The organism is Brevundimonas sp. Bb-A (genome assembly GCF_009394735.1).
Taxonomy (GTDB): Bacteria; Pseudomonadota; Alphaproteobacteria; order Caulobacterales; family Caulobacteraceae; genus Brevundimonas; species Brevundimonas aurantiaca.
In genome coordinates this window covers 1416790-1439594 of the sequence record NZ_CP045456.1, presented here as the reverse complement: position 1 = coordinate 1439594, position 22805 = coordinate 1416790, and the positions used below count along the sequence as shown (strand labels likewise).

Genomic DNA, 22805 nt, shown 5'->3' with positions numbered 1-22805 from the left:
TCATAATATGACATTCTTCAGCCATGGACACCGCCGCCGATCGCAAGCTGTTTCTGGGGGCCCGGCTGAAGCGGCTGAGGCGCGACCTTTCCCTGACCCAGACGGCCATGGCGGCCGACCTGGGGGTTTCCCCCAGCTATCTCAACCACATAGAGCGCAATCAGCGACCGGTGTCGGCCCAGTTGCTGCTGCGTCTGGCCGAAACCTATGACGTCGATCTGCGCAGCCTGAACCAGGGCGGGGCCGTCGATGAGGCGCGGCTGGGCGAGGTTCTGGCCGATCCTCTGTTCAAGGGCTTGGCCCTGCCCCGTCACGAACTGGTGCAGGTGCTGGAAGAGGCGCCGGGGGTGGCCGACGCCCTGCTGCGCCTGTATCGGGCCTTTGACGACGGCCGCGCCAAGGCCCGCGCCGCCGCCGAGACCGGCGAAGGCCTGGTCGAGGCCAGTCCCGCCGAATGGGTGCGCGAATATATCCAGTCGCGCGGCAACCACTTTCCCGAACTGGACCAGATGGGCGAGGCCCTGGCCGAGGTCCTGGCGGCCGAGGCGCCGGCCCATGCCGACGGTTTCGAACCCGCCGCCCGCCAGCGGCTGGCGGCCAAACACGACCTGGGGGTCCGCACCCTGCCGGCCGAGGTCATGGTGGAATGGACCAGGCGCTATGATCTGCACCGCCGCCGTCTGCTGCTGTCCGAGACCCTGGGCCCGTCGTCTCGCGCCTTCGCCATCGCCTATCAGCTGGCCCTGGCCGAGCACGGACAGGCGCTCCACGACATGGTCCAGGCGGCGAACGCCCCGGACGGACCGACGCGCTCCCTGCTGAAGGTGGCCCTGACCAACACCCTGGCCGCCGCGATCCTGATGCCCTACGCCGCCTTTCAGCGCACGGCCGAAGAGACCGGCTATGACCTGGCGCGGCTTCAGGCGCGGTTCGGGGTCAGCTATGAACAGGCGGCGCACCGGCTGACGACCCTGTCGCGGCCGACGGCGCGGGGCGTGCCCTTCTTCCTGATGCGGGTGGATCAGGCGGGCAATATCTCGAAACGCTATGCGGCGGGCGCCTTTCCCTTCTCGCGCTTCGGCGGCGCCTGTCCGCGTTGGCGCCTGCACAGCGCCTTTCGCACGCCGGGCCGGATCATCACCCAGATCATCGAGACGCCAGACGGCGGTCGCTGGTTCACCTTCGCCCGCACCGTCGAACGCCAGGGCCAGGACGGATACGGCGAGACCCACGACCTGGCCGTCGGCCTGGGCTGCGAACTGCGCCATGCGCACCGGCTCGCCTATGCCCACGGCCTGGATCTGGACCGGCCCGAGGTGACGCCAATCGGCCCCGCCTGCCGCCTTTGCCACCGCCATCCCTGCGCCGAACGCGCCGCCGCGCCCATCGACCGGCCCCTGGCCGTGGACGACTGGGCCAAGTCGGTCAGCCCCTATCCGTTCGCAGCGATTTGAGTTCACAACCACTCATAGTTGTGAGATGATGCGGTTATGGCCGATCACGTCCTGACCCTTCCCCTGACCGAAGAGGCGCTTGAGCGGCTCAAGGCCGCTGCGCGCGCAGCGGGCCTGACGCCGGAAGCCTATGCCGGCGCGGTTCTGGACAGGGCGTTCACTGAACAGTCGTTTGGCGTCCGAGAAGACCAGGCGGCTTTCGAAACAGGGCAGACCGAACTTTACGCCTCGCCTCCAGACGGTCCCACAGCGGCCGAGGCGCTCGCCGAGTATGATCGCACGGGCGTCTACGAGACATTCGAGGAATGGTCCACGGCGTTCGAGACGGACCTGAAAGCACGCCTCGACGCCCGGCGGTGAAGCTCCGCTTCTCGCAACAGGCGGTTCGCGACAGGCGACGGCTCGCCGCCTTTTTGGCCGAGCGTAATCCACGCGCCGCCTTGCGCGCGTTGCGGGTCATCACCCGGTTCGTGTCTCTGTTGGCCGGCACGCCGTTCATGGGACGGGAAAGGGGAGATCGCCGCGAGCTCTACATCCCCTTCGGCGACAGCGGCTATGTGGTCCAGTACCGCGTCGATGCGGACGCCGTCGTCGTCGCCCGCATCTTCCACGCCCGCGAGGACCGCTGAGGCCTCAGTGGCTGAACAGCAGCCAGGACTGGCTGCGGTTCAACAGGGCCTGGGTGACGCCGCCCAGGACCCACTCGCGCATCCGCGAATGGCCCCAGGCGCCGGCGACGATCAGATTGGCGCCCGTCTGTTCGACCAGGGCCAGGATGCGGTCGCCGGCCGGACGTTCGTCGCGGACCTTGGCCTCGCTCTCGGCGACGACGCCGTGCCGACGCAGCCAGGCGGCGACGTCGGCGACGCGGGCGGCCGCAGCCGCGGCGTCGGCCGAGGCGCAGATCTCGACCACCTGGACCTCGCGCGCCTGTTTCAGCAGCGGCAGGGCGGCGGCGACGGCGCGCTGGGCCTCGCGCCCCTCCTTCCAGGCCACCAGGGCGACGCCGTCGACCGGCGCGGCCTGGGCGCGCGGCGGAGCGACCAGGACAGGGCGACCGAGATTCATGATCAGGTCGCCCGCGTCCGGCGCCCGATAGGGCAGACGACCGGCGTCTCGGCCGATCAGGATCAGGTCCGCCGCACGCGCCTGGTGCGCGACGCAGGCGGCGGGATAGCCGGTTTCGGCCCGCCATTCATGGGCGATGCCGGTGTCCTTCAGGGCGTCCAGAAAGCGGGTCTTGGCGGCAGCCAACTCCCCATCCGCCTGATCGCGCCGCAGGGTCAGGATCTCGCCCGCCATGCCGCCGGCGACATAGGCGTCCACCAGGGGCGGCTCCGGCTCGCTGACGGATATGCCGATCAGGGTCGCGTCGAAGACGACCGCGAGATCGCGCGCAAAACCAATCCGGGCGACATTGTCGGCCTCGTCGTCCACATAGACCATCAGGCTCGAATAGGTCATGGCGATGCTCCTTGTTTCCGGAGCCTGGATGCGCCCGCCGGGCCGGTCCCGCCTTGATCCGCGTCAAACCTTCAACTGAGCACCACCCGCCCGTTCTCCAGGCGGAAGGCGACGCCGGTGCGCTGGAACAGGCGTGTGATGACGGCGGAGGGATCGGCCACGCCCCGGTCCAGCAGGGTGGAGATGTCATTGGCCAGGGTGGGGTCCCGCGACAGGCGGGTCAGGGCGCCCAGCCATTCGTCGCGGCTCAGGATTCCGTCGTCATTGTCCCGCCGCTGGAAGTCCGCCACCACGTCGAAGAAGTCCCCCCCGCCCGCGCGCCGCTCGGCCCCTTCGATGACTAGGCCGAACACTGCGCCGCAGGCGTAATAGGCGCGGTTGTCGCCCCGATCGCCGGCCGAGGCCAGGGGCCTGCCCGCCGCCAGCCGAACGCAGTCGTCCACCTCGCGCTGAAGCTCGGCCCGATCGTCATAGACGGGGTCGATGGCCTTCAAGGCGCGCACGGCCATCAGGTCGGCGCCGCCCTCGGTGATCCAGGCTTCGCGGGCGTACTGATATCTGAGCCCCTGCGAGCCCAGCCAGAAATGCGCCGCCTCATGGCCGATGAACCAGCGGGCGCGGGCCAGGGCCTGGGCGTCGGGGTCCAGCACCCCCTCGCCTTCAAAATTCATCGAGATCAGACCCGGCAGGACGCTGCCGCCCATGCTGGACAGGGATTTGGTCGGGCCGGTCCAGCTGACCATCAGGGTCGGGGGCTCGCCCTGGGCTGGGCCCAGACGGCGGGCGTAATAGGCCATGACCTGGGGCGTGAAACCGGCCAGTTGGTCGCCCAGCCAGCGCGGCAGACCAGGGTCGATGACGGTGGTGATCCCGTCGCCCCGGCGCGTCGTGGCGTCGCCGAACAGGACATAGGTCTGGGCGTCCACGGCGGTCGCCTCCGGCTTGCGCTCGCCCTTGAACAGGATCGGCCCGGACCGGTCGCGCCAGGTCACGGCCGCCGGGCCGCCCGGCACCTCGACGCCGTTCAGATCGCGCGGCAGGGCGCGGGCGGCGGCGACGGACTCCAGCGGAATGACGTCGAACTGGCCGGAAAACAGCGCCACCGTGCCGTCCGAAAAGACGAGAGCCGGATCATATTCGGCCTCAAGATCGCCGGGGCGCGGCGTCATGACGATGCGCACGTCGCGCGGCACAGGACCGCCGTCGGTCGAGCGCAGCACGTCATAGTCCCCCACCCGCTCCAGCACGACGCCCGGCGTCTCCACCCGCCACCAGTCCGGCCGCCAGGGCCGGCGGCTCTCGCGCAGCAGGGCCGACCGGAAGAAGGCCCAGACCGGCGCGTCGCGGTCCAGCACATAGTCGGCGGTCCACCGGTCACCGTCGCGCTGGACGGTGACGGCCACGCGGCCGTCCTCGGCCGTGACCGGACCTTGAACCGCAACGACGGTGGGCGAGGCGCAGGCTGTGACGGCCGAAAGTCCGATCAAGCCTGCACAGATGAGGGCCGTCTTCAGACGCATGAAGCTCTCCGATAGGTCATGGCGGCCATAGCGACGGCCGGCGACAGCGTCACCTTAAGCTTCGTTCATCCGCGGGCCGCGTCCAGAGCGCGTCCGGCCGCCGCCAGTTCCCCAGCCATGACCGCCTTCAGCCGTTCGGGCGCCAGAATCACCGCCTGTTCGCCCCAGGTGAACAGGTGCCAGGCCAGTTCGCGCATGCCGGACGCCCGGAACCGCACGATCACGCCGCCGTCCGCCTGGTCCTCGAAGGTCTGGGTCGGGTGCCAGCGCCAGCTCTTGGCCTCGGCCGCGCCTTGCGGGGCGATGCGCAGGACCACGTCCTCGATCTCGTCCTGATAGATGCCGAAGGACTGGCTGGCGAAGACGTTCAGGTCGAAGTCGGGCGGCGGGATCGCCACCCCGTCCTGAGCGGCGACATGGCTCATCCGGTCCAGACGGAAGGTCTGGATGCGGCCGGTCTCGCGGTCGGCGGCGACCAGATAGTTGGCGCGGCCGAACATGACGCCGCAGGGGGCGACGCTGCGGCGGCGCGGCTCGGCGCCCGGCCGGGAATAGGTAAAGCCCAGCGGCTGTTGGGCCAATATGGCCCCGCGAATGGCGGTCAGCATGGCCTCGTCAGCCGAGGGACGCGGCCCGGCCTGGACGGCGATGGTCTCGGCCCGGACCAGGGCCTCCAGGTCCGGCGCCATCCGGTTCAAGGTGGTGGAGCGCATCGCCGCTTTGAGTTTCCGTTCGAGCGCCTCCAGCGCCGCCGCCCGCGCCGGTTCGCCTGCCGCGCGCAAGGCCGTCGCCGCCTTGGTCAGCTCCAGCATCTCGGTCGCGGTCGGCGCCTGTTCGAAGGCCGACAGGCCGCCGCGAATGCGCCAGCGTTTCGACGGCGGGTCCGACACCTCCTCCACCGTCGGGAACAGCATGAAGACGGCGTCGCGCATCCGCTCGGCCGTGCGGCGGCTGACGCCCATGTCGCGCGCCATCTCGTCCAGGCTCAGGCCCTCGGCGCTGGCGGCCAGGCGCCGCGCCAGGTCGATCACCATGGCCGCCTTGTCGTGTCTCACCGTCGCTCCTGAAAGATACGTCCGTTTCTGACGCATCAGTGCGCCATAACACAATCATCGACAAGAGGCCGACCGCTTCAGGAGATCATCAGATGGCTCAGTTCCAACCGACCGCCCCCCTGGCCCACAAGGCCGTCAACGCCAACCGCTACATCATCGTGCCGTGCGAGGCCGACGGATCGTCGGACCTGGCCGTCATCTGGGATCGGCTGGAGGAGCAGGTGGTGGACGTCATCTCCGCCGCCGCCAGCAGCCGCTATTCGGACGAGGACATGCTGTGGGACGAGGCCCGGTCGGAATGGGACGCCCCGGAATGGCGGATGGCGGCCTGATCTCAGGCCGGCTTCATCAGGCGGCTTTCGGCTTGGTCCAGCGATCAATCAGCCGCTGGGCCGGGCGTTCGACGTGATTGTGCGCCACCACCGCGACCCCGACGATGAGGCCGAACAGGCCGAGCGCGAACAGGTCGTTCAGCCAGACCGAGCCGAAATCGACACGCCGCCCGCCGGGCATCCAGTCCAGCTTGCGCGCGATGATCAGCATCACGGTCAGGATGAACATATGGACCATGTAGATGGAGAAGGACCATCGACCCAGCGTGACCAGGGCGGGATGATCCAGCAGGCGCGACACCCGCCCCTCCTCGCCCGCAAAGACCCAGACCAGGACGACGAAGACCAGGGTGACGGCGACCGTCACCGGTCCTTCGGCCCAGGCGACGAACAGACAGACGACGGCGACGGCGGCGATCTCCAGCCCCGTGGCGGCCAGCCCCTTCAAGCGGGGGATGTTCGTCCATAGGCCCTGCAGCAGACAGCCCAGGAAGAAGCCGTAAACCGCGCGAGGCACGGCGAAGTCATAGGTGGTGTTCATCCAGCGCCGGGCGTAGCTGACCACCAGAACCCCGCCGATAATCGCCAGAACCAGCCCGATCCAGCGGAACCGCCGGGGCGCGACCAGCACCAGGCCGGCGAAGATCAGATAGCAGGCCCATTCGGCGCTGAGCGTCCACGACGGCCCGTTCCAGGTCAGATAGGGATGGACATGCCAGGCCTGAACCAGGGCCAGATTGGTGAAGATCGCCCCCACCGACCGATCGCGTGTGAAGGGCTCGGCCCCATCGAAGTGGAAGACCAGCCGCGCCACCTCCAGCCCGATGAAGGCGGCCAGCATCAGCACATGCATCGGCCAGATCCGCCCGAACCGCCGCACCATGAACCGGCCCGCGTCCTGCGCCGTCTTCAGCCGCTCGGCATAGGCGTGGGCGATGACGAAGCCCGAGAGGACGAAGAAATAATCGACGAACAGATAGGCGTGCTGGATGAAATCCCAGGTCCGCCAGTGGCTGGCCACCGGCATGTGGAACATGACGACCAGAACGGCGCACACCCCGCGCAGGGAGTCCAGGGCTTCGAACCGGCGATGGGCGGCGGGGGCGGGTTTGGACAGGACGTTCACGGTCGCGTGATAGCGCCGGTCAAGCTCGGACGATAGGGGTTTCAGCGGTTGGCGAGACGATGGGAGCCGCGAGCGATGTCGGCCTCCCCTGCGCCTGTGATCCCACCCCATTTCCCGTCATCCCAGGGCTCGTCCCTGGGATCCATACGCCCGGTGTCGAACATCGACGCACGACGTCAAAACCGGGAGTATGGATCCTGGGCACAAGGCCCAGGATGACGACGGTGGAAGGTCACAGCCCCTTCACGATCCCCTCGACCATCTTCTTCGCATCCGCGAACAGCATCATGGTGTTGTCGCGGAAGAAGAGCTCGTTCTCGACGCCCGCATAGCCCGAGCCCATGCCGCGCTTGATGAACAGCACGGTCCCGGCCTTTTCGACGTCCAGGATCGGCATGCCGAAGATGGGCGACTGGGGGTCGGTCTTGGCGGCGGGGTTGGTGACGTCGTTGGCGCCGATGACGAAGGCGACGTCGGCGGTGGCGAACTCGGCGTTGATGTCCTCCAGCTCGAACACCTCGTCATAGGGGACGTTGGCCTCGGCCAGCAGGACGTTCATATGGCCCGGCATTCGGCCGGCGACGGGGTGGATGGCGTATTTCACCTCGACCCCCTCCTCCTTCAGCTTGTCGGCCATTTCGCGCAGCGCATGCTGGGCCTGGGCCACGGCCATGCCGTAGCCGGGCACGATGATGACCTTGGACGCATTCTTCATGATGAAGGCGGCGTCCTCGGCCGAGCCCTGTTTGACCGGCCGCGTCTCCCTGGCGCCGCCCGCGCCGGCCGCCGCCGCATCCCCGCCGAAGCCGCCCAGGATGACGCTTATGAAGCTGCGGTTCATGCCCTTGCACATGATGTAGCTCAGGATGGCGCCCGACGACCCGACCAGGGCGCCGGTGATGATCAGGGCGATGTTCTCAAGGGTGAAGCCCAGGGCCGCCGCCGCCCAGCCGGAGTAGGAGTTCAGCATCGACACCACCACCGGCATGTCGGCGCCGCCGATGGGGATGATCAGGGTCGCGCCCAGCACCAGGCTGAGGATGAAGACGCCCCAGAAGGCCCAGACGGCCGAGCCGCCCGTGCCGATCAGAATCCCGATCAGGAAGACCAGGGCCAGGCCCAGGCCGACATTGATTAGGTGCCGCGCCGGCAGCAGGATCGGCGCGCCCGACATATTGCCGTTCAGCTTGGCGAAGGCGATGACCGAACCGGTGAAGGTGATGGCGCCGATGGCGACGCCCAGGCTGAGCTCGACGATCGACAGGGTTTTGATGCCCGTCCCGTCCTCCGACAGAATTCCAAACGCCTCGGGCGCATAGACGGCGCCGATGGCGACCAGGCAGGCGGCCATGCCGACCAGGCTGTGGAAGGCCGCGACCAGCTGGGGCATGTCGGTCATGGCCACGCGCCGGGCGATCAGGGCGCCGATCCCGCCGCCGACCACGACCCCGCCCGCGATCAGCCCCAGGGTCAGGGGGTCCAGGGCCCGCGTGGCGCCGAGCGTCAGCAGGGTCACGCCGATGGCCAGCGCCATGCCGATCATGCCGAAGGTGTTGCCCTGGCGGCTGGTCTCGGGGCTGGACAGGCCGCGCAGAGACAGGATGAACAGAACGCCGGAAACCAGATAGGCCAGCGCGGCCAAGGATGCGTTCATCACGCCCCTCCCCTCAAGACGTGCGCGCCAGCCGCCACAGGGCGGCGGCGATGAACAGGGGGCCGATGAAGAACAGGGCCCATTCGAAAACGCCCAGCTGCCGGTCCTGGGTCACGACCCGGACCAGAATGGCCGAAAACACCAGGGCGATGCCGCAGTCGTGCAGCCGCTGGCGTTTGATCGGGATCTTGGTCCCGAACCAGCCGTACAGCCACAGGCCGAAACCGACGCCGGTGGCGATCCAGGAGCCGGTTATGGCGATCTGGGCGGGGTCGATCATGCCGCGCCCTTCTGAGCCGGCCGCTCCTTCTTCTTGTACATGGCCAGCATCCGCCGGGTGACCAGGAAGCCGCCGAAGATGTTGACGCTGGCCAGGGTCACGGCCGCCACGCCCGCGCCCTTGGCGATCCAGGCGCTTGGGCCGGTCGCATCGCCCGACACGGCCGCCGCCGCGATCAGGCCGCCGACGATGATGACGCTGGACACCGCATTGGTCACCGCCATCAGCGGCGTGTGCAGGGCCGGGGTCACGCTCCAGACGACATAATAGCCGACGAAGATGGCCAGGACGAAGATGGCCAGGCGGAAGACAGTGGGATCGACGTGTTCCATAGTCAGCCTTCCACGCGAGGGAGATTGTCAGGCGTCTGCTTGGGCTCTAGCCCGGCGGCCTTCGCCGCATAGACCGCGAGCCCGATAGAGACCGCGACGGCGAGCGGCGCCCATGTTGATCCGACCCAGATCAGGACTGCAGTCGCCGCCACGGCTACAGTCAGGCCCGCGGCCAGAAACGGGAGCATCTTTGTCAAATGAGGCTTCGTCAGCCGGTCGAAAACGTCCTGCCCCGCAAGCACCAGCATCAACCCCAGCCCCAGAACAACAACGCCAATCACCAGCCGCAATGCTTCTTCCCCCGCAAACATCCATACGGACGCTTCAGGCTGCGTGCTTCTCAAATCCGACCACCGCTCCCAGAAGCTCTGTGTGGCCATGGCGAGGACCAAAATCCAAATGCCCGCTCGTATCCATTGAGAGAGTTTCATCCCCTCACCCCCTCATGCACCACGGCCCCGCCGTGCGTCACCACGGCCGCCTTCAGGATCTCGTCCTCAAGATCGACCGCCAGACCCCCGTCCTTGACCATCAGTCCCACGAAGGCCGTCAGATTGCGGGCGTACAGGGCGCTGGCGTCGGCGGCGATGCGGCCGGGCAGGTTGGACCAGCCGACGATGGTCACGCCGTTCGCGGTGGTCACGACCTCGTTGAGCTTCGAGCCCTCGACATTGCCGCCCGCCTCGACCGCCAGATCGACGATGACCGAGCCGGGCTTCATCGAGGCGACGTGGGCCGCCGTCAGCAGCCGCGGCGCCGGGCGGCCGGGGATCAGGGCGGTGGTGATCACCACATCCTGTTTGACGATGTGAGATGCGGTCAGTTCGGCCTGCTTCGCCTGATACTCCGCCGACATCTCCTTGGCGTAGCCCCCGGCGGTCTGGGCGTTCCTGAACTCCTCGTCCTCGACGGCCAGGAATTTGGCGCCCAGGCTCTCGACCTGTTCCTTGGTGGCGGGGCGGACGTCGGTGGCGGTGACGACGGCGCCCAGCCGCCGCGCCGTGGCGATGGCCTGAAGCCCGGCGACGCCGACGCCCATGACGAAACATTTGGCGGCGGCGACCGTGCCGGCCGCCGTCATCATCATCGGGAACCCCTTGCCATAGGCGTAGGCCGCCTCGATCACCGCGCGATACCCGGCCAGATTGGCCTGGGACGATAGGACGTCCATCACCTGGGCGCGGGTGATGCGGGGCACGAACTCCATGGCGAAGGCGGTGGCGTTCGCCCCCTTCAGGGCCTCGACCGTGGCCTTGTCACGCCAGGCGTCCAGCATGGCGACCACGATGGCGCCGGGCTTCAGGGCGCTGATTTCCTGGGCCGTGGGGCCGCGCACCTTCAGCACGATGTCGGCGCCGTCCAGAACGGCGCGGGTGTCGGGCTTCACCGTCGCGCCGGCGGCGGCGTAGTCGGCGTCGGGAATGGACGAGCCCAGTCCGGCCCCTGCCTCGACCGAGACGGCGGCGCCGAGCGCGATCAGCTTCTTGACCGTCTCGGGCGTGACGGCGCAGCGCGTCTCGCCTTCGCGACGTTCACGGGTGGCGGCGATAACGACAGCCAAGCGAATCCCCTCTCATTGAAGCTGGGAGACGAGCCTAGGCCGGTTCCACCGACGCCGTCAAAGACCCGTGTCGGGCGAACGGATCAGTGGCCGGCGCCGCCCTTGGGCTTGAGAGCCCAAAAGCCGACGGCGGCCAGAACCGCCGCCCCTATGAAGCCCGCGACGAAGGTTCCGCCCGGATGGAACCACAGGGTCAGGAACACGAGCACGCAGGCCACAGCCAGGGCGCCCCATTTGGTCAGGCCCATGAACAGGTGGAAGGTCGAGACCTGTTCATTGATCTGCATATCCCCCCGGACATAGGCGCTCGCATCGGCGTCGGCCTGGGCGGTGGCGGGGTTTTTGGCCTTGGCCATGAGAGCTCCCTCGGTCTTGTCGTTGGCGCGACTATAGCGCGGGTTCGACGCCGCTCAAGCTCACACCGAGGAATGGCGAGGGGTGCGGGGTGTGGGGTGTGGCGGCAGCGGCCCACACCCCGCACCCCACATCCTCACCCCAACGCCTCGAACTGATCCACCAGCCGCTCCAGCCGCTTGCAGCCCACGCTCCAGAAGGCCGGGTCGCGCGGATTGAGGCCGAAGGGCTTCAGCGCCTCGACATAGGTCTTGGCCCCGCCCCCGGCCAGCAGGTCGCGGTACAGGGGGGTGAAGCCCTTGGGATCGGCCCGTCGCGCCTCCATCAGGGCCGCCACCAGCAGGTCGCCGAAGGCGTAGGCGTAGACGTAGAAGGGCGAGTGGACGAAGTGGCTGACATAGGACCACCAGTGCTCATAGCCGGGGTTCAGGGTGACGGCCGGCCCCAGCGAAGCGCCCATTTCGGTCAGCCACAGTTCGTTGATCCGCTGCTGCGAGACCTCGCCCTTCTGGCGTTCGTCGTGGAAGCGGGTCTCGAACCGGTGGAAGGCGATCTGGCGCACCACGGTGTTCAGCCCGTCCTCGATCCTCCCGGCCAGCAGACCACGCTGCTCGCGCTTGGGCGCCGTGGCCAGCAGACGGTCGAAGGTCAGACCCTCGGCGAAGATGGAGGCGGTCTCGGCCAGGGTCAGAGGGGTGTCGGCCAGAAGCGTGCCCTGGTCCGCCGCCAGGGTCTGGTGCACCCCGTGGCCCAGTTCGTGGGCCAAGGTCAGGACGTCGCGCCGCTCGCCCATCCAGTTCAGGAAGACATAGGGATGGCGGTCGGCGGTGACCGGATGGGCATAGGCGCCCGATTGTTTGCCCGGCCGGGCGCGGCCGTCGATCCAGGGCCGGTCGAAGAAGCCGGCGGCGCGTTCGGCGAACTCGGCCCCCAGGTCCGAGAAACTGTCCAGAACGATCTCCCGGCCCTGGCTCCAGGTGAAGGCGCGCGGGGCGGTGGTCTCGATCGGGGCGTTGCGGTCCCAGTGATCCAGCCGCGCCTTGCCCATGGCCTTGGCCTTCAGGGCGTAATAGCGGTGGGACAGGCGCGGATAGGCTTCGGCGACGGCCTCGGCCATGGCGTCCACCGCCTCGCCGTCGACCTCATTGGCCAGGTGTCGGCTGTCGGCGGGGCGTTTGAAGCCGCGCCAGCGATCCTCCATCGCCTTGTCGGCGGCGACGGTGTTCAGCACCAGGGCCAGGGTCGGGGCGCGGGCGGCTAAAGCCTCCGACAGGCCCTCGGCGGCGGCCTTGCGCCGCGCGGGCTTGGGATCGGACAGGCGGTTCAGCGCCTCGGCCAGGGTCAGGCTCTCATTCCCTGCCTTGGCGCGCAGCGCCGCCAGCTGTTCGTCGAACAGGCGCGGCCACTGGGCCGTGATCGGCCCGCGTTCGGCGATGAAGGTCTCCAGCTCGCTGGACAGTTCATGCGGCTTCATGGCCCGCACCCGCCGCAGCCACGGCCGCCAGCGCGCGGCCCCCGCGTGGGCCTGAAGCGCGGCCTCCAGGGCGGCGTCGTCGATCTGGTTGATCTCCAGCGTCAGCCAGACGGTCGGGGTGGCGATGACGGTGATCTTTTCGCGCACATCCGCCTCGAACCCCTGCGCCCCCGCGTCGTCCCGCGCCGTCGAGGCCGACAGGAAGGCGTAGGCGCCGAGCGCGCCCAGGATGTCGGAGGCCTGCTCATAGAGGCTGATCGCCTGATCCAGCACCGCCCCCAGGGCGGCCGGATCGCCCGACGCTCCCGCCAGCCGCCCGCGCAGGCCGTTCATCTCGTCCACCAGGGCGCGCGCCCGCGTCAGGTCGTCGGCGAGCCGGGCGTCGTCCCGCGAGGCGTAGAGGTCGGACAGGTCCCACAGGGGGGCGTCGATGTCGGGGGTCTTGAAGGGGGCGTTCATACCCCTGTTTTGGGGGCGGCGTGGGCGCGATGCAACGGCCGCAAGCCGCCAGACGGCGAGAACCGAAGGTCGCCAAGGAAAGACATCAATCTGAAGATCCACCATGACCTATCGCATAGAAGCGCTGCCCCTGGCGCCCTCCGCGCCCTAATTCGCCATGTCCGATAAAGACTTAGCCGCCGTCGGCGCGCGCCGGTGGATCGCCGACGTCTCCGGCCGCGCGCCCTGCCGGGGCTAGGACCGGCGCAACATGATGCTGGAGGGGCTGGTGATCGACGGCGCCGATCTGGATGCGCGGCTGGCCGAGGCGTTCGACCATCCGGCGCTGGACCAGGTCCACATCCATTTCGCCCCGCGCGGCCGTCATCTGGCGCGGGCCTGCCGGATCGAGGCGGCGCTTCCCTGAAGCCGCCTTCTACGGTTAGATGGCGCGCCCCGGTCGGGCTCCGAGCCGGGCGAAAGGGCGCGCCATGACCACCGAAGCCTCGAATATTCTCGGCACGGGCTGGGGCGGGACCACGCCGGACGGCGACCGCCGCCGGATCGCCATCGTGCGGCTGGCGGTCGGTCTGGCGCAGGGGATCGTCCTGTATCTGCTGCTGCGCGCCACCGAGGGCGGCAGCGCCAGCTGGTCGCAGCGCCATCCCGATCTGTTCGCCCCGGCCCTGCTGACCGCCCTGTTCCTGCCCGCCGTCCTGCTGTCCGGCGTCGGCAAGCTGCGGCTGTGGGTCTATGGGGTCTGGAGCCTGATCGCGGGGGCGGCGCTGGCCCTGCTGGCCTGGCACGACATCGCCCGCCAGGCCGACGGCGACCGCGAGGCGACCTTCCCCCTGTTCGTCTTCGCCGCGGCGGCCCTGTTCATCGCCCACCATCTGATCGTGCCGGCGGACCGGGAGCGCCGGCTGGCGGCCTCCTATCCGGCCTATTTCGACGCCGCCTGGATGGCGGGGGTGCAGGGCGTGCTGTCGATCGGCTTCGCCGGCGCCTTCTGGGTGCTGTTGTTCCTCGGGGCGGCCCTGTTCAAGATCATCGGGCTCAGCTTCCTCAGCGACCTGCTGGATAAGGGCTGGTTCACATTGCCCCTGACCGGCCTGGCCTTCGCCACGGCCGTGCATCTGACCGATGTGCGCGACGGCCTGATCCGGGGCGTGCGGACCGTGGCCCTGATGCTGTTGTCCTGGCTGCTGCTGGTCATCACCGTGCTGGTCGGCGGCTTCCTTGTGGCCCTGCCCTTCACCGGTCTGGACGGGCTGTGGGAGACGGGCAGCGCGACGGCCCTGGTGCTGTCGGCCGCCGCCGCCCTGATCGTGCTGATCAACACCGCCTATCAGGACGGACGTCCCGACCATCGCCCCCCGGCGGTCCTGCGCTACGGCGTCCGGGTCGCCTCGGCCCTGATCGCGCCCTTGATGGGCCTGGCCTTCTGGGGTTTGGCCCTGCGCATCGGCCAGCACGGCCTGACGCCGGACCGGATCATCGCCACGGCCTGCGCTGTGATCGGCGCCGTCTATGGCCTGGGCTATCTGTTCGCCGCCGTGCGCCCCGGCCCCTGGATGAAGCCGCTGGAGCCGGTAAACATTCTCGCCGCCGTCCTGTCGGTCGCGGTCATCCTGGCCCTGTTCAGCCCCCTGGCCGACCCGGCGCGTCTGTCGGCGGCGGCTCAGGTCGCCCGGCTGGAGCGCGGCGCCGTGAAGCCTCAGGATTTCGACTTCGACTTCCTGCGCTTCGACAGCGGCAAGGCCGGTCTGGCGGCTCTGGACCGGCTTATGCGGTCATCGGATGCGAAGACAGCCGGATTGGCGCGCGAGGCCAGGGTGCGCGTAAATCGCGAGGCCTATTCCATCCAGGACCGGAATGAACGGGCGGCGGCCGTCCGCATCCATCCTGTCGCCGGCCAGACGACGCCGTCCAGCTTCACCGCACAACTGAGCCGGCAAGACAGTCTCATGTACGCCTGCAACAATGAGGCTCCCTGCCGTCTGCGCACCCTGGACCTGGACGGCGACGGCCGGGTCGAGGTTCTGCTGGCGGCGCCGGGGAGCATCATGGCCTTCGCCCAGGACGCCGGGGGACAATGGTCGCAAACCGGGTCCTACAGCGCCGTATGCGGGACGGCGGCGCCGAAGGATCTGCTGAACGCCTTCGCCGAGGCTGTGACGGTCGCCCCCGCCAGCCTGCCCAACCTGGTCGTGGGCGGTCGGACGCTGAAAGCCCAGCCGCAGATCCGATGCGAAGAGCCAAACACCCGTTAACCCCCCGGTCACCACGCCCCCTCACCCGATTTTCACCTCGTCGCCCTTAGAAGTCGTCCCGAAACGGGCCAGTCCGATCCACGGGCGGCCCATCGGTGATGACAAGGGACGCCCATGGCCAAGACCGTTCTGGTGGTCGACGACGATCCGACCCAGCGCCGCCTGTTGCAGGCTGTGCTCGAACGCGACGGTCACGCCGTGGTCCATGCCGCAAGCGGCGGCGAGGCCATCGACCGGATGACGCGCGGCGGCGGCGCCGACGTCATCCTGCTGGACATGATCATGCCCGAGATGTCGGGTCTGGAGTGTCTGGCCGAGCTGCGCAGCGGGGGCTTGACCACGCCGGTCATCGTGCTCACGGCCAACGGCGGCATCGACACCGTGGTCAAGGCCATGCAGGCCGGCGCCCAGGACTTCTTCGTCAAGCCGGTCGGGCCCGAACGCCTGCTGGTCGGGGTGCGCAACGCCCTCAAGCTGGAGCAGCTGACCACCGAGGTCGGTCGTCTGACCAAGCGGGTCCAAGGCCGCGCCAGCTTCGACGACATCATCGGCGACAGCGCCCCCATGCGGATGGTCAAGGCCCTCGGCGCCCGGGCGGCCAAGTCCTCCATCCCCGTCCTGATCACCGGCGAGAGCGGCGTCGGCAAGGAGGTCATCGCCCGCGCCCTGCACGGCGCCGGCGAGCGGGCCGGCAAGCCCTTCGTCGCCGTCAACTGCGGCGCCCTGCCGGCCAATCTGGCGGAATCCATCCTGTTCGGCCATGAGAAGGGCGCCTTCACCGGGGCCGTCGACAAGACCCTGGGCAAGTTCCGCGAGGCCGACGGCGGCACCCTGTTTCTGGACGAGATCGGCGAACTGCCGCTGGATCTTCAGGTCAAGCTGCTGCGCGCCCTGCAGGAAGGCGAGATCGACCCCGTCGGCGGCAAGCGCCCGGTCAAGATCGACGTCCGCATCGTCTCGGCCACCAATCGCGACCCCGCTCAGCAGGTTAAGGACGGCGCCTTCCGCGAGGATCTGTTCTATCGGCTGAACGTCTTCCCGATCGAGGCGCCTTCCCTGCGCGACCGGCGCGAGGACATCCCCGCCCTGATCGATCATTTCATCGCCCGCTTCAACGCCGAGGAGGGCCGCCGCATCGCCGGCTGCGCCCCCGAGACCCTGGCCATGCTCCAGGCCTATGACTGGCCCGGCAATGTGCGCCAGCTGGAGAATGCGGTGTTCCGCGCCATCGTCCTGGCCGACTCGCCCTTCCTCCAGCCCTATGACTTCCCGTCCATCTCGGGCGTGGCCGCGCCCCTGCCCGATGCGACGCCCACGCCGCCCGCCGCCGCGCCGTCCTACGCCGACCTGCCGCCCCTGCCGGAACAACCGATCCGCATCCTGGACGACCGCGGCCATCTGCGGACGCTGGAAGACATCGAACGCGACCTGATCCAGCACGCCATCGAGGTCTACGCCGGCCACATGAGCGAAATCGCCCGCCGCCTGGGCATCGGCCGCTCGACCCTGTACCGCAAGGTTCGCGAACAGGGGCTGGAGGGGCAGCTGAAAGAGGCGGGCTAAGATCCAGCCGGCGGAGGACCGTAGCGGTTCACCGTCTTCTTGCCGTCCAGCACAAGCAGGATAACAAGACCGATCAGGCTGGCCATGTAGAGGACGTTGTTGAGAAACAGCAGCATGAACAGGCCTATGTCCGGCGCATTCTCCCGCATGAAGCTGGTCATTACAGTGGGAAACGCCGTCAGGCCGATCGTCAGAAACACCACAGGCGGCAGACCCCAATAGCCCGCCCGGCCGGTGTCATGCAGACGGCGCGTCACGGCGGCGGCCAAAAGGATCACAACCGCTGCCACGCCGATCCTCAGAACCAGGAAAAACGGGCCCATATCCGGCATGAACGTCGGATCGTGGATTTCGACCGAGTAGTGCCCCGGGCCGCTGACAACGGTCGCCGCCTCGGGGTTTGTCGCTGCGGCCGCAGACGCCTGTTCAAACACGGCGGCCATCGTCGGGATCATACCCAACCAAAGCCCGACGAAAGACAGTCCGACAACGGTCAGGGCATACGGCCAGAACTGCGATCGCCTGTCCCGCCCTTTGAAATCCGCCAAGCGGCGAAAGCCGGCCAGGATAGCGTACATCAGTCTTCCCCCGTTGTGTTGCCGTAATCCTGAGGTCGATTCGAGCCAGACGTCTTGCTGCGTCCCCAACGTTTCGGCTCTTCGCCCTTCGCCTTGGCGGCGATCTCCTTCAGCTTGCGGCCCTGCATGGCCGACAAAGCCTGGCCCGGCGCGCCCTTTTCGGGGTCGGCGAAGGCGCGGCCGTGGGTTTTGACCCGCTCGCTGACCGAATCGAGGAACTCCCCCTCCCATTCCGACAAGGAAACGCCCGCCTTCTCGGCCGAGCGGCGGGCGCGTTTGAGAGCATTGAGCGCAGACCGCTGGGCGGCCTTGCGCTGCTGATCCCAAGGGCTCAGCAGCTCCTTTTTTGAGGCGCTACCGCCCTTCGGGCTGCTTGAGCGCGACAGCCGGCCTTTCGACGAATCGGTGGGCGTGCGCTTCAGCCCCTAATCTCCTCAGACCTCGCCGAGGGCCGACAGATAGAGGTCCAGGATGGCCTCCTCCTCCTGGCGCTTGGCCTTGTCCTGCTTCCTGATGCGGATGACCTTGCGCAGGACCTTGACGTCATAACCCTCGCCCTTGGCCTCGGCGAAGACCTCCTTCATGTCGGTCATGACGGCCTGTTTGTCCTCTTCGAGGCGCTCCAGCCGCTCGATGATGGTGCGCAGACGGCCCTGGGCCGTTGCGGTCAGGACGTCGGGATTGCCGTCGAACGAGGCGTCATCGGCCATGGGGAATACTCCAGAAATCAGGCGCGGACGCTAACCACGCCGTCCGGCGCGACTCAACCGCGAACACGAAAAAGGCCGCGGACAGAATCCGCAGCCTGTGGATCGTCAGGGCTTTTCCTGCCCTACCGCCCCTTGGGCGGCTTGGGCAGACCTGCGTGCGCGCGCCGCCGAGCAGTGCGCCTCGAACGCAGCTTAGCCTTGCTTGGCCTTGAAGCGCGGGTCGGTCTTGTTGATGACATAGACCCGGCCCTTGCGACGCACGACCTTGCAGTCGCGGTGACGGGTCTTCAGGGACTTGAGCGAGCTGCGGACCTTCATGGTCGGACGTCCTGAGAGAAACCAATAGAAAAGCCGCTGACCCGGGCGGATCGCGGCGGAGGCGGTCGTATAGAGAGCGGTCCTTAGAAGGTCAAGCCGCTTGGGACCGAAAACCCGCTAAAGCAGCCCAAGGGGACGGTAGCGCCCCAAAACGCGCTCAAGCAGCGCGAAGCGCGATAGCGCAAAAAATATGGAGGCCTGACCTCCGAGTCGAACGGAGGGTATTCGGGTTTGCACGCCCGTTGCGTCGCCACTCCGCCATCAGGCCGTCGGAGAAGTCTGCGCCATTACGCCGCAGCGGGCGCCTCCGTCGATATAAATGAGGGTTAACGACGCTGATTGGGGAGTCCGTGGACGGACTTTTCTCCTCCCAGGCGGATCAGGGCCGGCGAAACCGCTTCGCGCGTATGTCATTTCCCCTATCCGTTCGGGGACTGTAGTCTGAATCTCATGCGCTTTTCCTATCGCCTTCTCCTCATCGGCTCCGTCGCGGCCTGCGCTCCCATGTTGCCGGAGCCGCCGGTGTCCCTGCCGACGCCGCAGCCTGATCCGGTTCCCGCCGCCGTGGTCCCGCCGCAGGCGCCGCCGCTCGCCGCCTATGACCAGGAAGGATTCGAGGGCTGGAAACAGGGCTTTCTGGCGCGCAAGGGCGGCGCCCGTCGCGCCGACTATGAGCGGGAACTGGCCGGTCTGACGCCGGACCCCAGCGTGGTGCGGCTGGACCGGAATCAGCCGGAATTCTCCAAACCCGCCGGCGCCTATATCCAGAACGCCGTGACTGCGGTGCGGATCGCCCAGGCCAAGCAGCGGATCGACCGGGTGCCCTGGGCGGTGGTCCAGCGCTTCGGCGTCCCCTCTGAAATCCTGGTGGGCGTCTGGGCCCAGGAAAGCGCCTTCGGCCAGGTCCAGGGCGATTATGACGTCATCCGCTCCCTGGCGACCCTGGCCTATGACGGGCGCCGCCGCGACTGGGCCGAGGCCCAGTTGAAGGACGCCCTGGACATCGTCGTCGACGGCCGCCGCGAACGGGCGGGCCTGAAGGGCAGCTGGGCCGGCGCCATGGGCCAGACCCAGTTCATGCCGGACAACTATCTGCGCCTGGGCGTGGATCAGGACGGCGACGGCAAGGTGGACATCTGGGGCGACGACGCCGACGCCCTGGCCTCGGCCGCCAATCTGCTGGCCCAGGCGGGCTGGAAGCGCGGCCAGACCTGGGGCTATGAGGTCGTCCTGCCCGCCGGCTTCGACTACGCCCTGGCGGAAGGGCCCAAACACGACTGGGCCTATTGGGCGGCCAAGGGCGTGCGCCTGGCCCAGGGCGGCACGCCGAACGGAGCCGAGGCGGTGGAGGACGCGACCATCCTCCTGCCGCAGGGGGCCAACGGCCCGGCCTTCCTGGCCCTGCCGAACCACTATGTGATCCGCAGCTACAACAACTCGGTCTCCTACGCCCTGGCCATCGGCCTGACGGCGGACGGGATCATGGGCAAGCCCGGCCTGACCAAGGCCTGGCCCAACGACGCCTCCCTGTCCCGCGACCAGAGGATCGGCGCCCAGGCGGCCCTGACGCGACTGGGTTACGACACCCGCGGCGTGGACGGGGTGATCGGCGCGAACACCCGCGCCGCCCTACGCCGCTGGCAGCTGGCCAACGGCCGCATCGCCGACGGCTATCTGACCGCCGCCCTGGCGGACGAGCTGATCCGCAAGGCGAACTGAGGGGCGACACACCGTCTCCTCCCCGTCGCGCAGCGATGGGGAGGTGGCTCGAAGCGTAGCGGAGAGACGGAGGGGCTCTTCACCGCGCAAGCGTCAGTGGGGCGTCAGAACCCCTCCACCGCTTCGCGGCCCCCCTCCCCACTTCGCGGGGAGGAGACGACTTCGCCTTAGGCCGCCTTGTCCCAGTTCAGCACCACCTTGCCCGACTGGCCCGACTTCATCGCCTCGAAGCCCTGGCGATAGTCGGCGTAGTCCAACCGGTGGGTGATCAACGGGCTCAGGTCCAGGCCGGCCTTCAGCAGACCCAGCATCTTGCGCCAGGTGGTGAACATTTCGCGGCCATAGACGCCCTTGATCGTCAGGGCCTTCAGGATGATCGCGCCCCAGTCGGTCTCCATCGGCTTGCCCGGAATGCCCAGCATCGCCATGCCGCCGCCCATGATCAGGGTGTCGACGCACTGTTTGAAGGCGACGGGCGAGCCCGACATTTCCAGCGCCACGTCGAAGCCGACCTTCAGGCCCAGTTCCTTCATGACGTCGTGGATGTCTTCCTTGGTCGTGTTCACGGTGCGCACGCCCGGCGCCACCTTCTGCGCCAGCTCCAGCCGGAAGTCGTTGATGTCGGTCAGGACCACGGTGCGCGCCCCGGCGTGACGGGCCACGGCGGCGGCCATCATGCCGATGGGGCCGGCGCCGGTGACCAGGACGTCCTCGCCCAGCAGGTCGAACTGCTGGGCCGTGTGCACCGCATTGCCGAACGGATCCAGGATCGAGCCGATCTCATAGGGGACGTCGTCGGGCAGTTCGATGACGTTGAAGGCCGGCGCCACCACGAACTCGGCGAAGGCGCCCTGGCGGTTGACGCCGATGCCGCGCGTATGCGGGTCCAGGTGGAAGTGCCCGGCGCGGGCCGCTTCGGAGTTCAGGTCAATCACGTGTCCCTCAGCCGAGACGCGCTGGCCGATCTTCAGCGGGCGATCCACCTCCTTGCCGATGGCGACGATCTCGCCGGAGAATTCATGGCCGGTGATCATCGGGGTCGGAACGTTCTTCTGGGACCACTCGTCCCAATTCCAGATGTGGATGTCGGTGCCGCAGACGGCGGTGCGATGCACCTTGATCAGCACATCCTCCGGCCCCGCCTCCGGGATCGGCGCGTCGATCAGTTCCAGGCCCTCGACCGGTCCGGTCTTGGCGAGGGCTTTCATGGTTTCGGCCATTACGGCGTCTCCTAAAACTCTAAGATCGTCATCCTAGGCCTTGTGCCTAGGATCCATAGCCTCCGTCGAGGACGGTGCGCACCGGCGAAAACCGGGAGTATGGATCCTCGGGACAAGCCCGAGGATGACGGGAATAATGTGGCGCAGCGGGCTGCGGAGGAAGACCTCAGATAACCCCCAGCTCCCGGCCCGCCTGCGTAAACGCCGCAACCGTCCGGTCGATCTGTTCGAACGTATGCGCCGCCGACATCTGGGTGCGGATCCGCGCCTGACCGCGCGGCACCACCGGGAAGGAAAACCCGATCACATAGACGCCCAGCTCCAGCGCCCGCGCCGCGAAATCCTGGGCCAGTTTGGCGTCGCCCAGCATGACCGGGATGATCGGATGTTCGCCGTCCAGCAGGGCGAAGCCCGCATCGGCCATAGCGTTGCGATAGCGATGGGCGTTGGCCGACAGGCGAGTGCGCAGCGCATCCCCCTCCGCCCCTTGGGCGATGCGGATCGCCTCCAGCGAAGACCCGCACACCGCCGGCGACAGGGCGTTGGAGAACAGATAGGGCCGCGCCCGCTGTTTCAGCAGGTCGACCACCGCCTTCTTGGCGCAGATGAAGCCGCCCATGGCGCCGCCCAGGGCCTTGCCGAAGGTGCCGGTGACGAAGTCCACCTCGACACCGTGATAGGCGAAGGAGCCCCGCCCCTGCGGCCCCAGGAAACCCGTCGCGTGGCAGTCGTCGACCATGATCAGGGCGTCGTACCTATCGGCCAGCGCCCGGATCTCGTCCAGCTTGGCGATATAGCCGTCCATCGAGAAGGCGCCGTCGGTGGCGATGATGATGTCGCGGGCGCCGGCGGCCCGGGCCTCCTTGAGGCGGCTTTCCAGCTCATTCATATCCGAGTTGGCGAAGCGATAGCGCTTGGCCTTGCACAGCCGCACCCCGTCGATGATCGAGGCGTGGTTCAGGCTGTCCGAGACGATGGCGTCGTTCTCACCGAACAGGGGTTCGAAAATCCCGCCGTTGGCGTCGAAGGCGGCGGCGAACAGGATGGCGTCCTCGAAGCCGAGATAGCCGGCGACAGCCGCCTCCAGCTCTTTATGAATCTCCAGGGTGCCGCAGATGAAGCGGACCGAGGCCGTGCCCGCGCCCCACTTCTGTTGCGCCGCGATCCCGGCCTGGGTCACGCGCTCGTCGCCGGCCAGGCCCAGATAGTTGTTGGCGCAGAAGTTCAGCACCTCCCGCCCGCCGACCTGAATCACAGGCCCCTGGCGCGAGGCGATGATCCGTTCGGGCTTGGTCAGGCCCTGGGCGTCAATGTCGGACAGTTCGCCGGCGACGCGGTCATAGAAGCTCTGGGTCATGGCCGCGACCTACGCCCATTTCG

Annotated in this window: 25 protein-coding genes and 1 tRNA gene; 8 read left to right on the top strand and 18 right to left on the bottom strand. The window is 68.1% G+C overall.

Annotation, left to right across the window (positions count from 1 at the left end; translation table 11 throughout):
- Positions 1–23: 23 nt before the first annotated feature.
- Genes BSP_RS07075 through BSP_RS07065 form a run of 3 tightly spaced genes read left to right on the top strand, consistent with a single transcriptional unit; the run spans position 24 to position 2083 of the window.
- Positions 24–1454: a short-chain fatty acyl-CoA regulator family protein gene (locus BSP_RS07075; RefSeq protein ID WP_054765075.1), complete on the top strand. Its 1431-nt coding sequence runs from the start codon at positions 24–26 to the stop codon at positions 1452–1454.
- Positions 1455–1490: 36 nt separating this feature from the next.
- Positions 1491–1814, top strand: a complete 324-nt coding sequence (locus BSP_RS07070; protein WP_054765074.1) for a hypothetical protein — start codon at positions 1491–1493, stop codon at positions 1812–1814.
- Complete coding sequence (locus BSP_RS07065; protein ID WP_054765073.1) at positions 1811–2083, top strand: type II toxin-antitoxin system RelE/ParE family toxin; 273 nt, start codon at positions 1811–1813, stop codon at positions 2081–2083. Before BSP_RS07070 ends, BSP_RS07065 begins: the two co-directional genes overlap by 4 nt.
- A gap of 4 nt (positions 2084–2087) precedes the next feature.
- Here the strand turns inward: BSP_RS07065 and BSP_RS07060 are convergent, their stop codons facing one another.
- The 3 genes from BSP_RS07060 to BSP_RS07050 all read right to left on the bottom strand — a co-directional run bounded on the left by BSP_RS07060 (position 2088) and on the right by BSP_RS07050 (position 5493).
- Positions 2088–2918 carry a universal stress protein gene (locus BSP_RS07060; RefSeq protein WP_152949765.1) on the bottom strand — a complete coding sequence of 277 codons (831 nt, stop codon included), beginning with the start codon at positions 2916–2918 and terminating at the stop codon, positions 2088–2090.
- Between the two features lie 71 nt (positions 2919–2989).
- Complete coding sequence (locus BSP_RS07055) at positions 2990–4438, bottom strand: hypothetical protein (protein WP_152949764.1); 1449 nt, start codon at positions 4436–4438, stop codon at positions 2990–2992.
- A 65-nt stretch (positions 4439–4503) separates the two neighbouring features.
- Entirely contained in the window at positions 4504–5493 is a 990-nt protein-coding gene (locus BSP_RS07050; protein ID WP_227976075.1) for a YafY family protein, read from the bottom strand.
- 92 nt (positions 5494–5585) lie between these two features.
- Between BSP_RS07050 and BSP_RS07045 the strand changes: the two genes are divergently transcribed.
- Positions 5586–5825: a hypothetical protein gene (locus tag BSP_RS07045; protein WP_054765069.1), complete on the top strand. Its 240-nt coding sequence runs from the start codon at positions 5586–5588 to the stop codon at positions 5823–5825.
- Positions 5826–5841: 16 nt separating this feature from the next.
- Here BSP_RS07045 and BSP_RS07040 read toward each other — a convergent pair whose 3' ends face one another.
- From BSP_RS07040 to BSP_RS07005, 8 genes are all read right to left on the bottom strand, one after another.
- Positions 5842–6951: an acyltransferase gene (locus tag BSP_RS07040; RefSeq protein WP_054765068.1), complete on the bottom strand. Its 1110-nt coding sequence runs from the start codon at positions 6949–6951 to the stop codon at positions 5842–5844.
- A gap of 232 nt (positions 6952–7183) precedes the next feature.
- On the bottom strand, positions 7184–8605 hold the full coding sequence (locus BSP_RS07035; RefSeq protein ID WP_054765067.1) for an NAD(P)(+) transhydrogenase (Re/Si-specific) subunit beta: 1422 nt from the start codon (positions 8603–8605) through the stop codon (positions 7184–7186).
- Positions 8606–8618: 13 nt separating this feature from the next.
- Positions 8619–8885, bottom strand: coding sequence for a hypothetical protein (locus BSP_RS07030; RefSeq protein WP_152949763.1), 267 nt, complete (start codon positions 8883–8885; stop codon positions 8619–8621).
- Entirely contained in the window at positions 8882–9217 is a 336-nt protein-coding gene (locus BSP_RS07025) for an NAD(P) transhydrogenase subunit alpha (protein WP_152949762.1), read from the bottom strand. The genes BSP_RS07030 and BSP_RS07025 overlap by 4 nt, the downstream gene beginning before the upstream one ends.
- A gap of 2 nt (positions 9218–9219) precedes the next feature.
- Positions 9220–9648, bottom strand: a complete 429-nt coding sequence (locus BSP_RS07020) for a hypothetical protein (protein ID WP_152949761.1) — start codon at positions 9646–9648, stop codon at positions 9220–9222.
- Positions 9645–10778, bottom strand: coding sequence for a Re/Si-specific NAD(P)(+) transhydrogenase subunit alpha (locus tag BSP_RS07015; RefSeq protein ID WP_152949760.1), 1134 nt, complete (start codon positions 10776–10778; stop codon positions 9645–9647). The genes BSP_RS07020 and BSP_RS07015 overlap by 4 nt, the downstream gene beginning before the upstream one ends.
- 83 nt (positions 10779–10861) lie before the next feature.
- The gene (locus BSP_RS07010) at positions 10862–11134 is read right to left on the bottom strand and encodes an aa3-type cytochrome c oxidase subunit IV (RefSeq protein ID WP_054765063.1); all 273 of its coding nucleotides are present in this window, start codon (positions 11132–11134) and stop codon (positions 10862–10864) included.
- Between the two features lie 134 nt (positions 11135–11268).
- Positions 11269–13065 (bottom strand): M3 family oligoendopeptidase, encoded by a 1797-nt coding sequence (locus BSP_RS07005; RefSeq protein WP_152949759.1) that lies wholly within the window; start codon positions 13063–13065, stop codon positions 11269–11271.
- Between the two features lie 250 nt (positions 13066–13315).
- Between BSP_RS07005 and BSP_RS07000 the strand changes: the two genes are divergently transcribed.
- The 3 genes from BSP_RS07000 (at position 13316) to BSP_RS06990 (ending at position 16880) form a co-directional block, all read left to right on the top strand.
- Entirely contained in the window at positions 13316–13471 is a 156-nt protein-coding gene (locus BSP_RS07000; RefSeq protein ID WP_152949758.1) for a DUF1203 domain-containing protein, read from the top strand.
- Between the two features lie 64 nt (positions 13472–13535).
- Positions 13536–15317, top strand: a complete 1782-nt coding sequence (locus BSP_RS06995) for a DUF4153 domain-containing protein (protein ID WP_152949757.1) — start codon at positions 13536–13538, stop codon at positions 15315–15317.
- Between the two features lie 114 nt (positions 15318–15431).
- Positions 15432–16880 carry a sigma-54 dependent transcriptional regulator gene (locus BSP_RS06990; RefSeq protein WP_152949756.1) on the top strand — a complete coding sequence of 483 codons (1449 nt, stop codon included), beginning with the start codon at positions 15432–15434 and terminating at the stop codon, positions 16878–16880.
- Here the strand turns inward: BSP_RS06990 and BSP_RS06985 are convergent.
- The 5 genes from BSP_RS06985 to BSP_RS06965 all read right to left on the bottom strand — a co-directional run bounded on the left by BSP_RS06985 (position 16877) and on the right by BSP_RS06965 (position 18754).
- Entirely contained in the window at positions 16877–17458 is a 582-nt protein-coding gene (locus tag BSP_RS06985; RefSeq protein WP_152949755.1) for a DUF805 domain-containing protein, read from the bottom strand. The genes BSP_RS06990 and BSP_RS06985 overlap by 4 nt on opposite strands.
- On the bottom strand, positions 17458–17796 hold the full coding sequence (locus tag BSP_RS06980) for a hypothetical protein (protein WP_191558619.1): 339 nt from the start codon (positions 17794–17796) through the stop codon (positions 17458–17460). Before BSP_RS06980 ends, BSP_RS06985 begins: the two co-directional genes overlap by 1 nt.
- A gap of 96 nt (positions 17797–17892) precedes the next feature.
- Positions 17893–18168 (bottom strand): DUF2312 domain-containing protein, encoded by a 276-nt coding sequence (locus tag BSP_RS06975; RefSeq protein WP_054765057.1) that lies wholly within the window; start codon positions 18166–18168, stop codon positions 17893–17895.
- Positions 18169–18360: 192 nt separating this feature from the next.
- The gene (gene ykgO, locus BSP_RS06970; RefSeq protein WP_031448545.1) at positions 18361–18486 is read right to left on the bottom strand and encodes a type B 50S ribosomal protein L36; all 126 of its coding nucleotides are present in this window, start codon (positions 18484–18486) and stop codon (positions 18361–18363) included.
- A gap of 191 nt (positions 18487–18677) precedes the next feature.
- A tRNA-OTHER gene (locus BSP_RS06965) sits at positions 18678–18754 on the bottom strand.
- A 182-nt stretch (positions 18755–18936) separates the two neighbouring features.
- Here BSP_RS06965 and BSP_RS06960 point away from each other — a divergent pair.
- Complete coding sequence (locus BSP_RS06960; protein ID WP_152949753.1) at positions 18937–20205, top strand: lytic murein transglycosylase; 1269 nt, start codon at positions 18937–18939, stop codon at positions 20203–20205.
- A 167-nt stretch (positions 20206–20372) separates the two neighbouring features.
- Here BSP_RS06960 and tdh read toward each other — a convergent pair whose 3' ends face one another.
- The gene (gene tdh / locus BSP_RS06955; RefSeq protein WP_353790620.1) at positions 20373–21413 is read right to left on the bottom strand and encodes an L-threonine 3-dehydrogenase; all 1041 of its coding nucleotides are present in this window, start codon (positions 21411–21413) and stop codon (positions 20373–20375) included.
- Positions 21414–21591: 178 nt separating this feature from the next.
- Positions 21592–22782 (bottom strand): glycine C-acetyltransferase, encoded by a 1191-nt coding sequence (locus tag BSP_RS06950; protein ID WP_152949751.1) that lies wholly within the window; start codon positions 22780–22782, stop codon positions 21592–21594.
- Between the last annotated feature and the right edge of the window lie 23 nt (positions 22783–22805).

What these genes read in the sequence shown, in the direction of transcription:
- BSP_RS07075 (WP_054765075.1), top strand. Translation starts at nt 24, where the DNA reads ATGGACACCGCCGCCGATCGCAAGCTGTTTCTGGGGGCCCGGCTGAAG.
- BSP_RS07070 (WP_054765074.1), top strand. Translation starts at nt 1,491, where the DNA reads ATGGCCGATCACGTCCTGACCCTTCCCCTGACCGAAGAGGCGCTTGAG.
- BSP_RS07060 (WP_152949765.1), bottom strand. Translation starts at nt 2,918, where the DNA reads ATGACCTATTCGAGCCTGATGGTCTATGTGGACGACGAGGCCGACAAT.
- BSP_RS07055 (WP_152949764.1), bottom strand. Translation starts at nt 4,438, where the DNA reads ATGCGTCTGAAGACGGCCCTCATCTGTGCAGGCTTGATCGGACTTTCG.
- BSP_RS07045 (WP_054765069.1), top strand. Translation starts at nt 5,586, where the DNA reads ATGGCTCAGTTCCAACCGACCGCCCCCCTGGCCCACAAGGCCGTCAAC.
- BSP_RS07035 (WP_054765067.1), bottom strand. Translation starts at nt 8,605, where the DNA reads ATGAACGCATCCTTGGCCGCGCTGGCCTATCTGGTTTCCGGCGTTCTG.
- BSP_RS07030 (WP_152949763.1), bottom strand. Translation starts at nt 8,885, where the DNA reads ATGATCGACCCCGCCCAGATCGCCATAACCGGCTCCTGGATCGCCACC.
- BSP_RS07025 (WP_152949762.1), bottom strand. Translation starts at nt 9,217, where the DNA reads ATGGAACACGTCGATCCCACTGTCTTCCGCCTGGCCATCTTCGTCCTG.
- BSP_RS07020 (WP_152949761.1), bottom strand. Translation starts at nt 9,648, where the DNA reads ATGAAACTCTCTCAATGGATACGAGCGGGCATTTGGATTTTGGTCCTC.
- BSP_RS07010 (WP_054765063.1), bottom strand. Translation starts at nt 11,134, where the DNA reads ATGGCCAAGGCCAAAAACCCCGCCACCGCCCAGGCCGACGCCGATGCG.
- BSP_RS07005 (WP_152949759.1), bottom strand. Translation starts at nt 13,065, where the DNA reads ATGAACGCCCCCTTCAAGACCCCCGACATCGACGCCCCCCTGTGGGAC.
- BSP_RS07000 (WP_152949758.1), top strand. Translation starts at nt 13,316, where the DNA reads ATGATGCTGGAGGGGCTGGTGATCGACGGCGCCGATCTGGATGCGCGG.
- BSP_RS06995 (WP_152949757.1), top strand. Translation starts at nt 13,536, where the DNA reads ATGACCACCGAAGCCTCGAATATTCTCGGCACGGGCTGGGGCGGGACC.
- BSP_RS06990 (WP_152949756.1), top strand. Translation starts at nt 15,432, where the DNA reads ATGGCCAAGACCGTTCTGGTGGTCGACGACGATCCGACCCAGCGCCGC.
- BSP_RS06985 (WP_152949755.1), bottom strand. Translation starts at nt 17,458, where the DNA reads ATGTACGCTATCCTGGCCGGCTTTCGCCGCTTGGCGGATTTCAAAGGG.
- BSP_RS06975 (WP_054765057.1), bottom strand. Translation starts at nt 18,168, where the DNA reads ATGGCCGATGACGCCTCGTTCGACGGCAATCCCGACGTCCTGACCGCA.
- ykgO (WP_031448545.1), bottom strand. Translation starts at nt 18,486, where the DNA reads ATGAAGGTCCGCAGCTCGCTCAAGTCCCTGAAGACCCGTCACCGCGAC.
- BSP_RS06960 (WP_152949753.1), top strand. Translation starts at nt 18,937, where the DNA reads ATGCGCTTTTCCTATCGCCTTCTCCTCATCGGCTCCGTCGCGGCCTGC.
- tdh (WP_353790620.1), bottom strand. Translation starts at nt 21,413, where the DNA reads ATGAAAGCCCTCGCCAAGACCGGACCGGTCGAGGGCCTGGAACTGATC.
- BSP_RS06950 (WP_152949751.1), bottom strand. Translation starts at nt 22,782, where the DNA reads ATGACCCAGAGCTTCTATGACCGCGTCGCCGGCGAACTGTCCGACATT.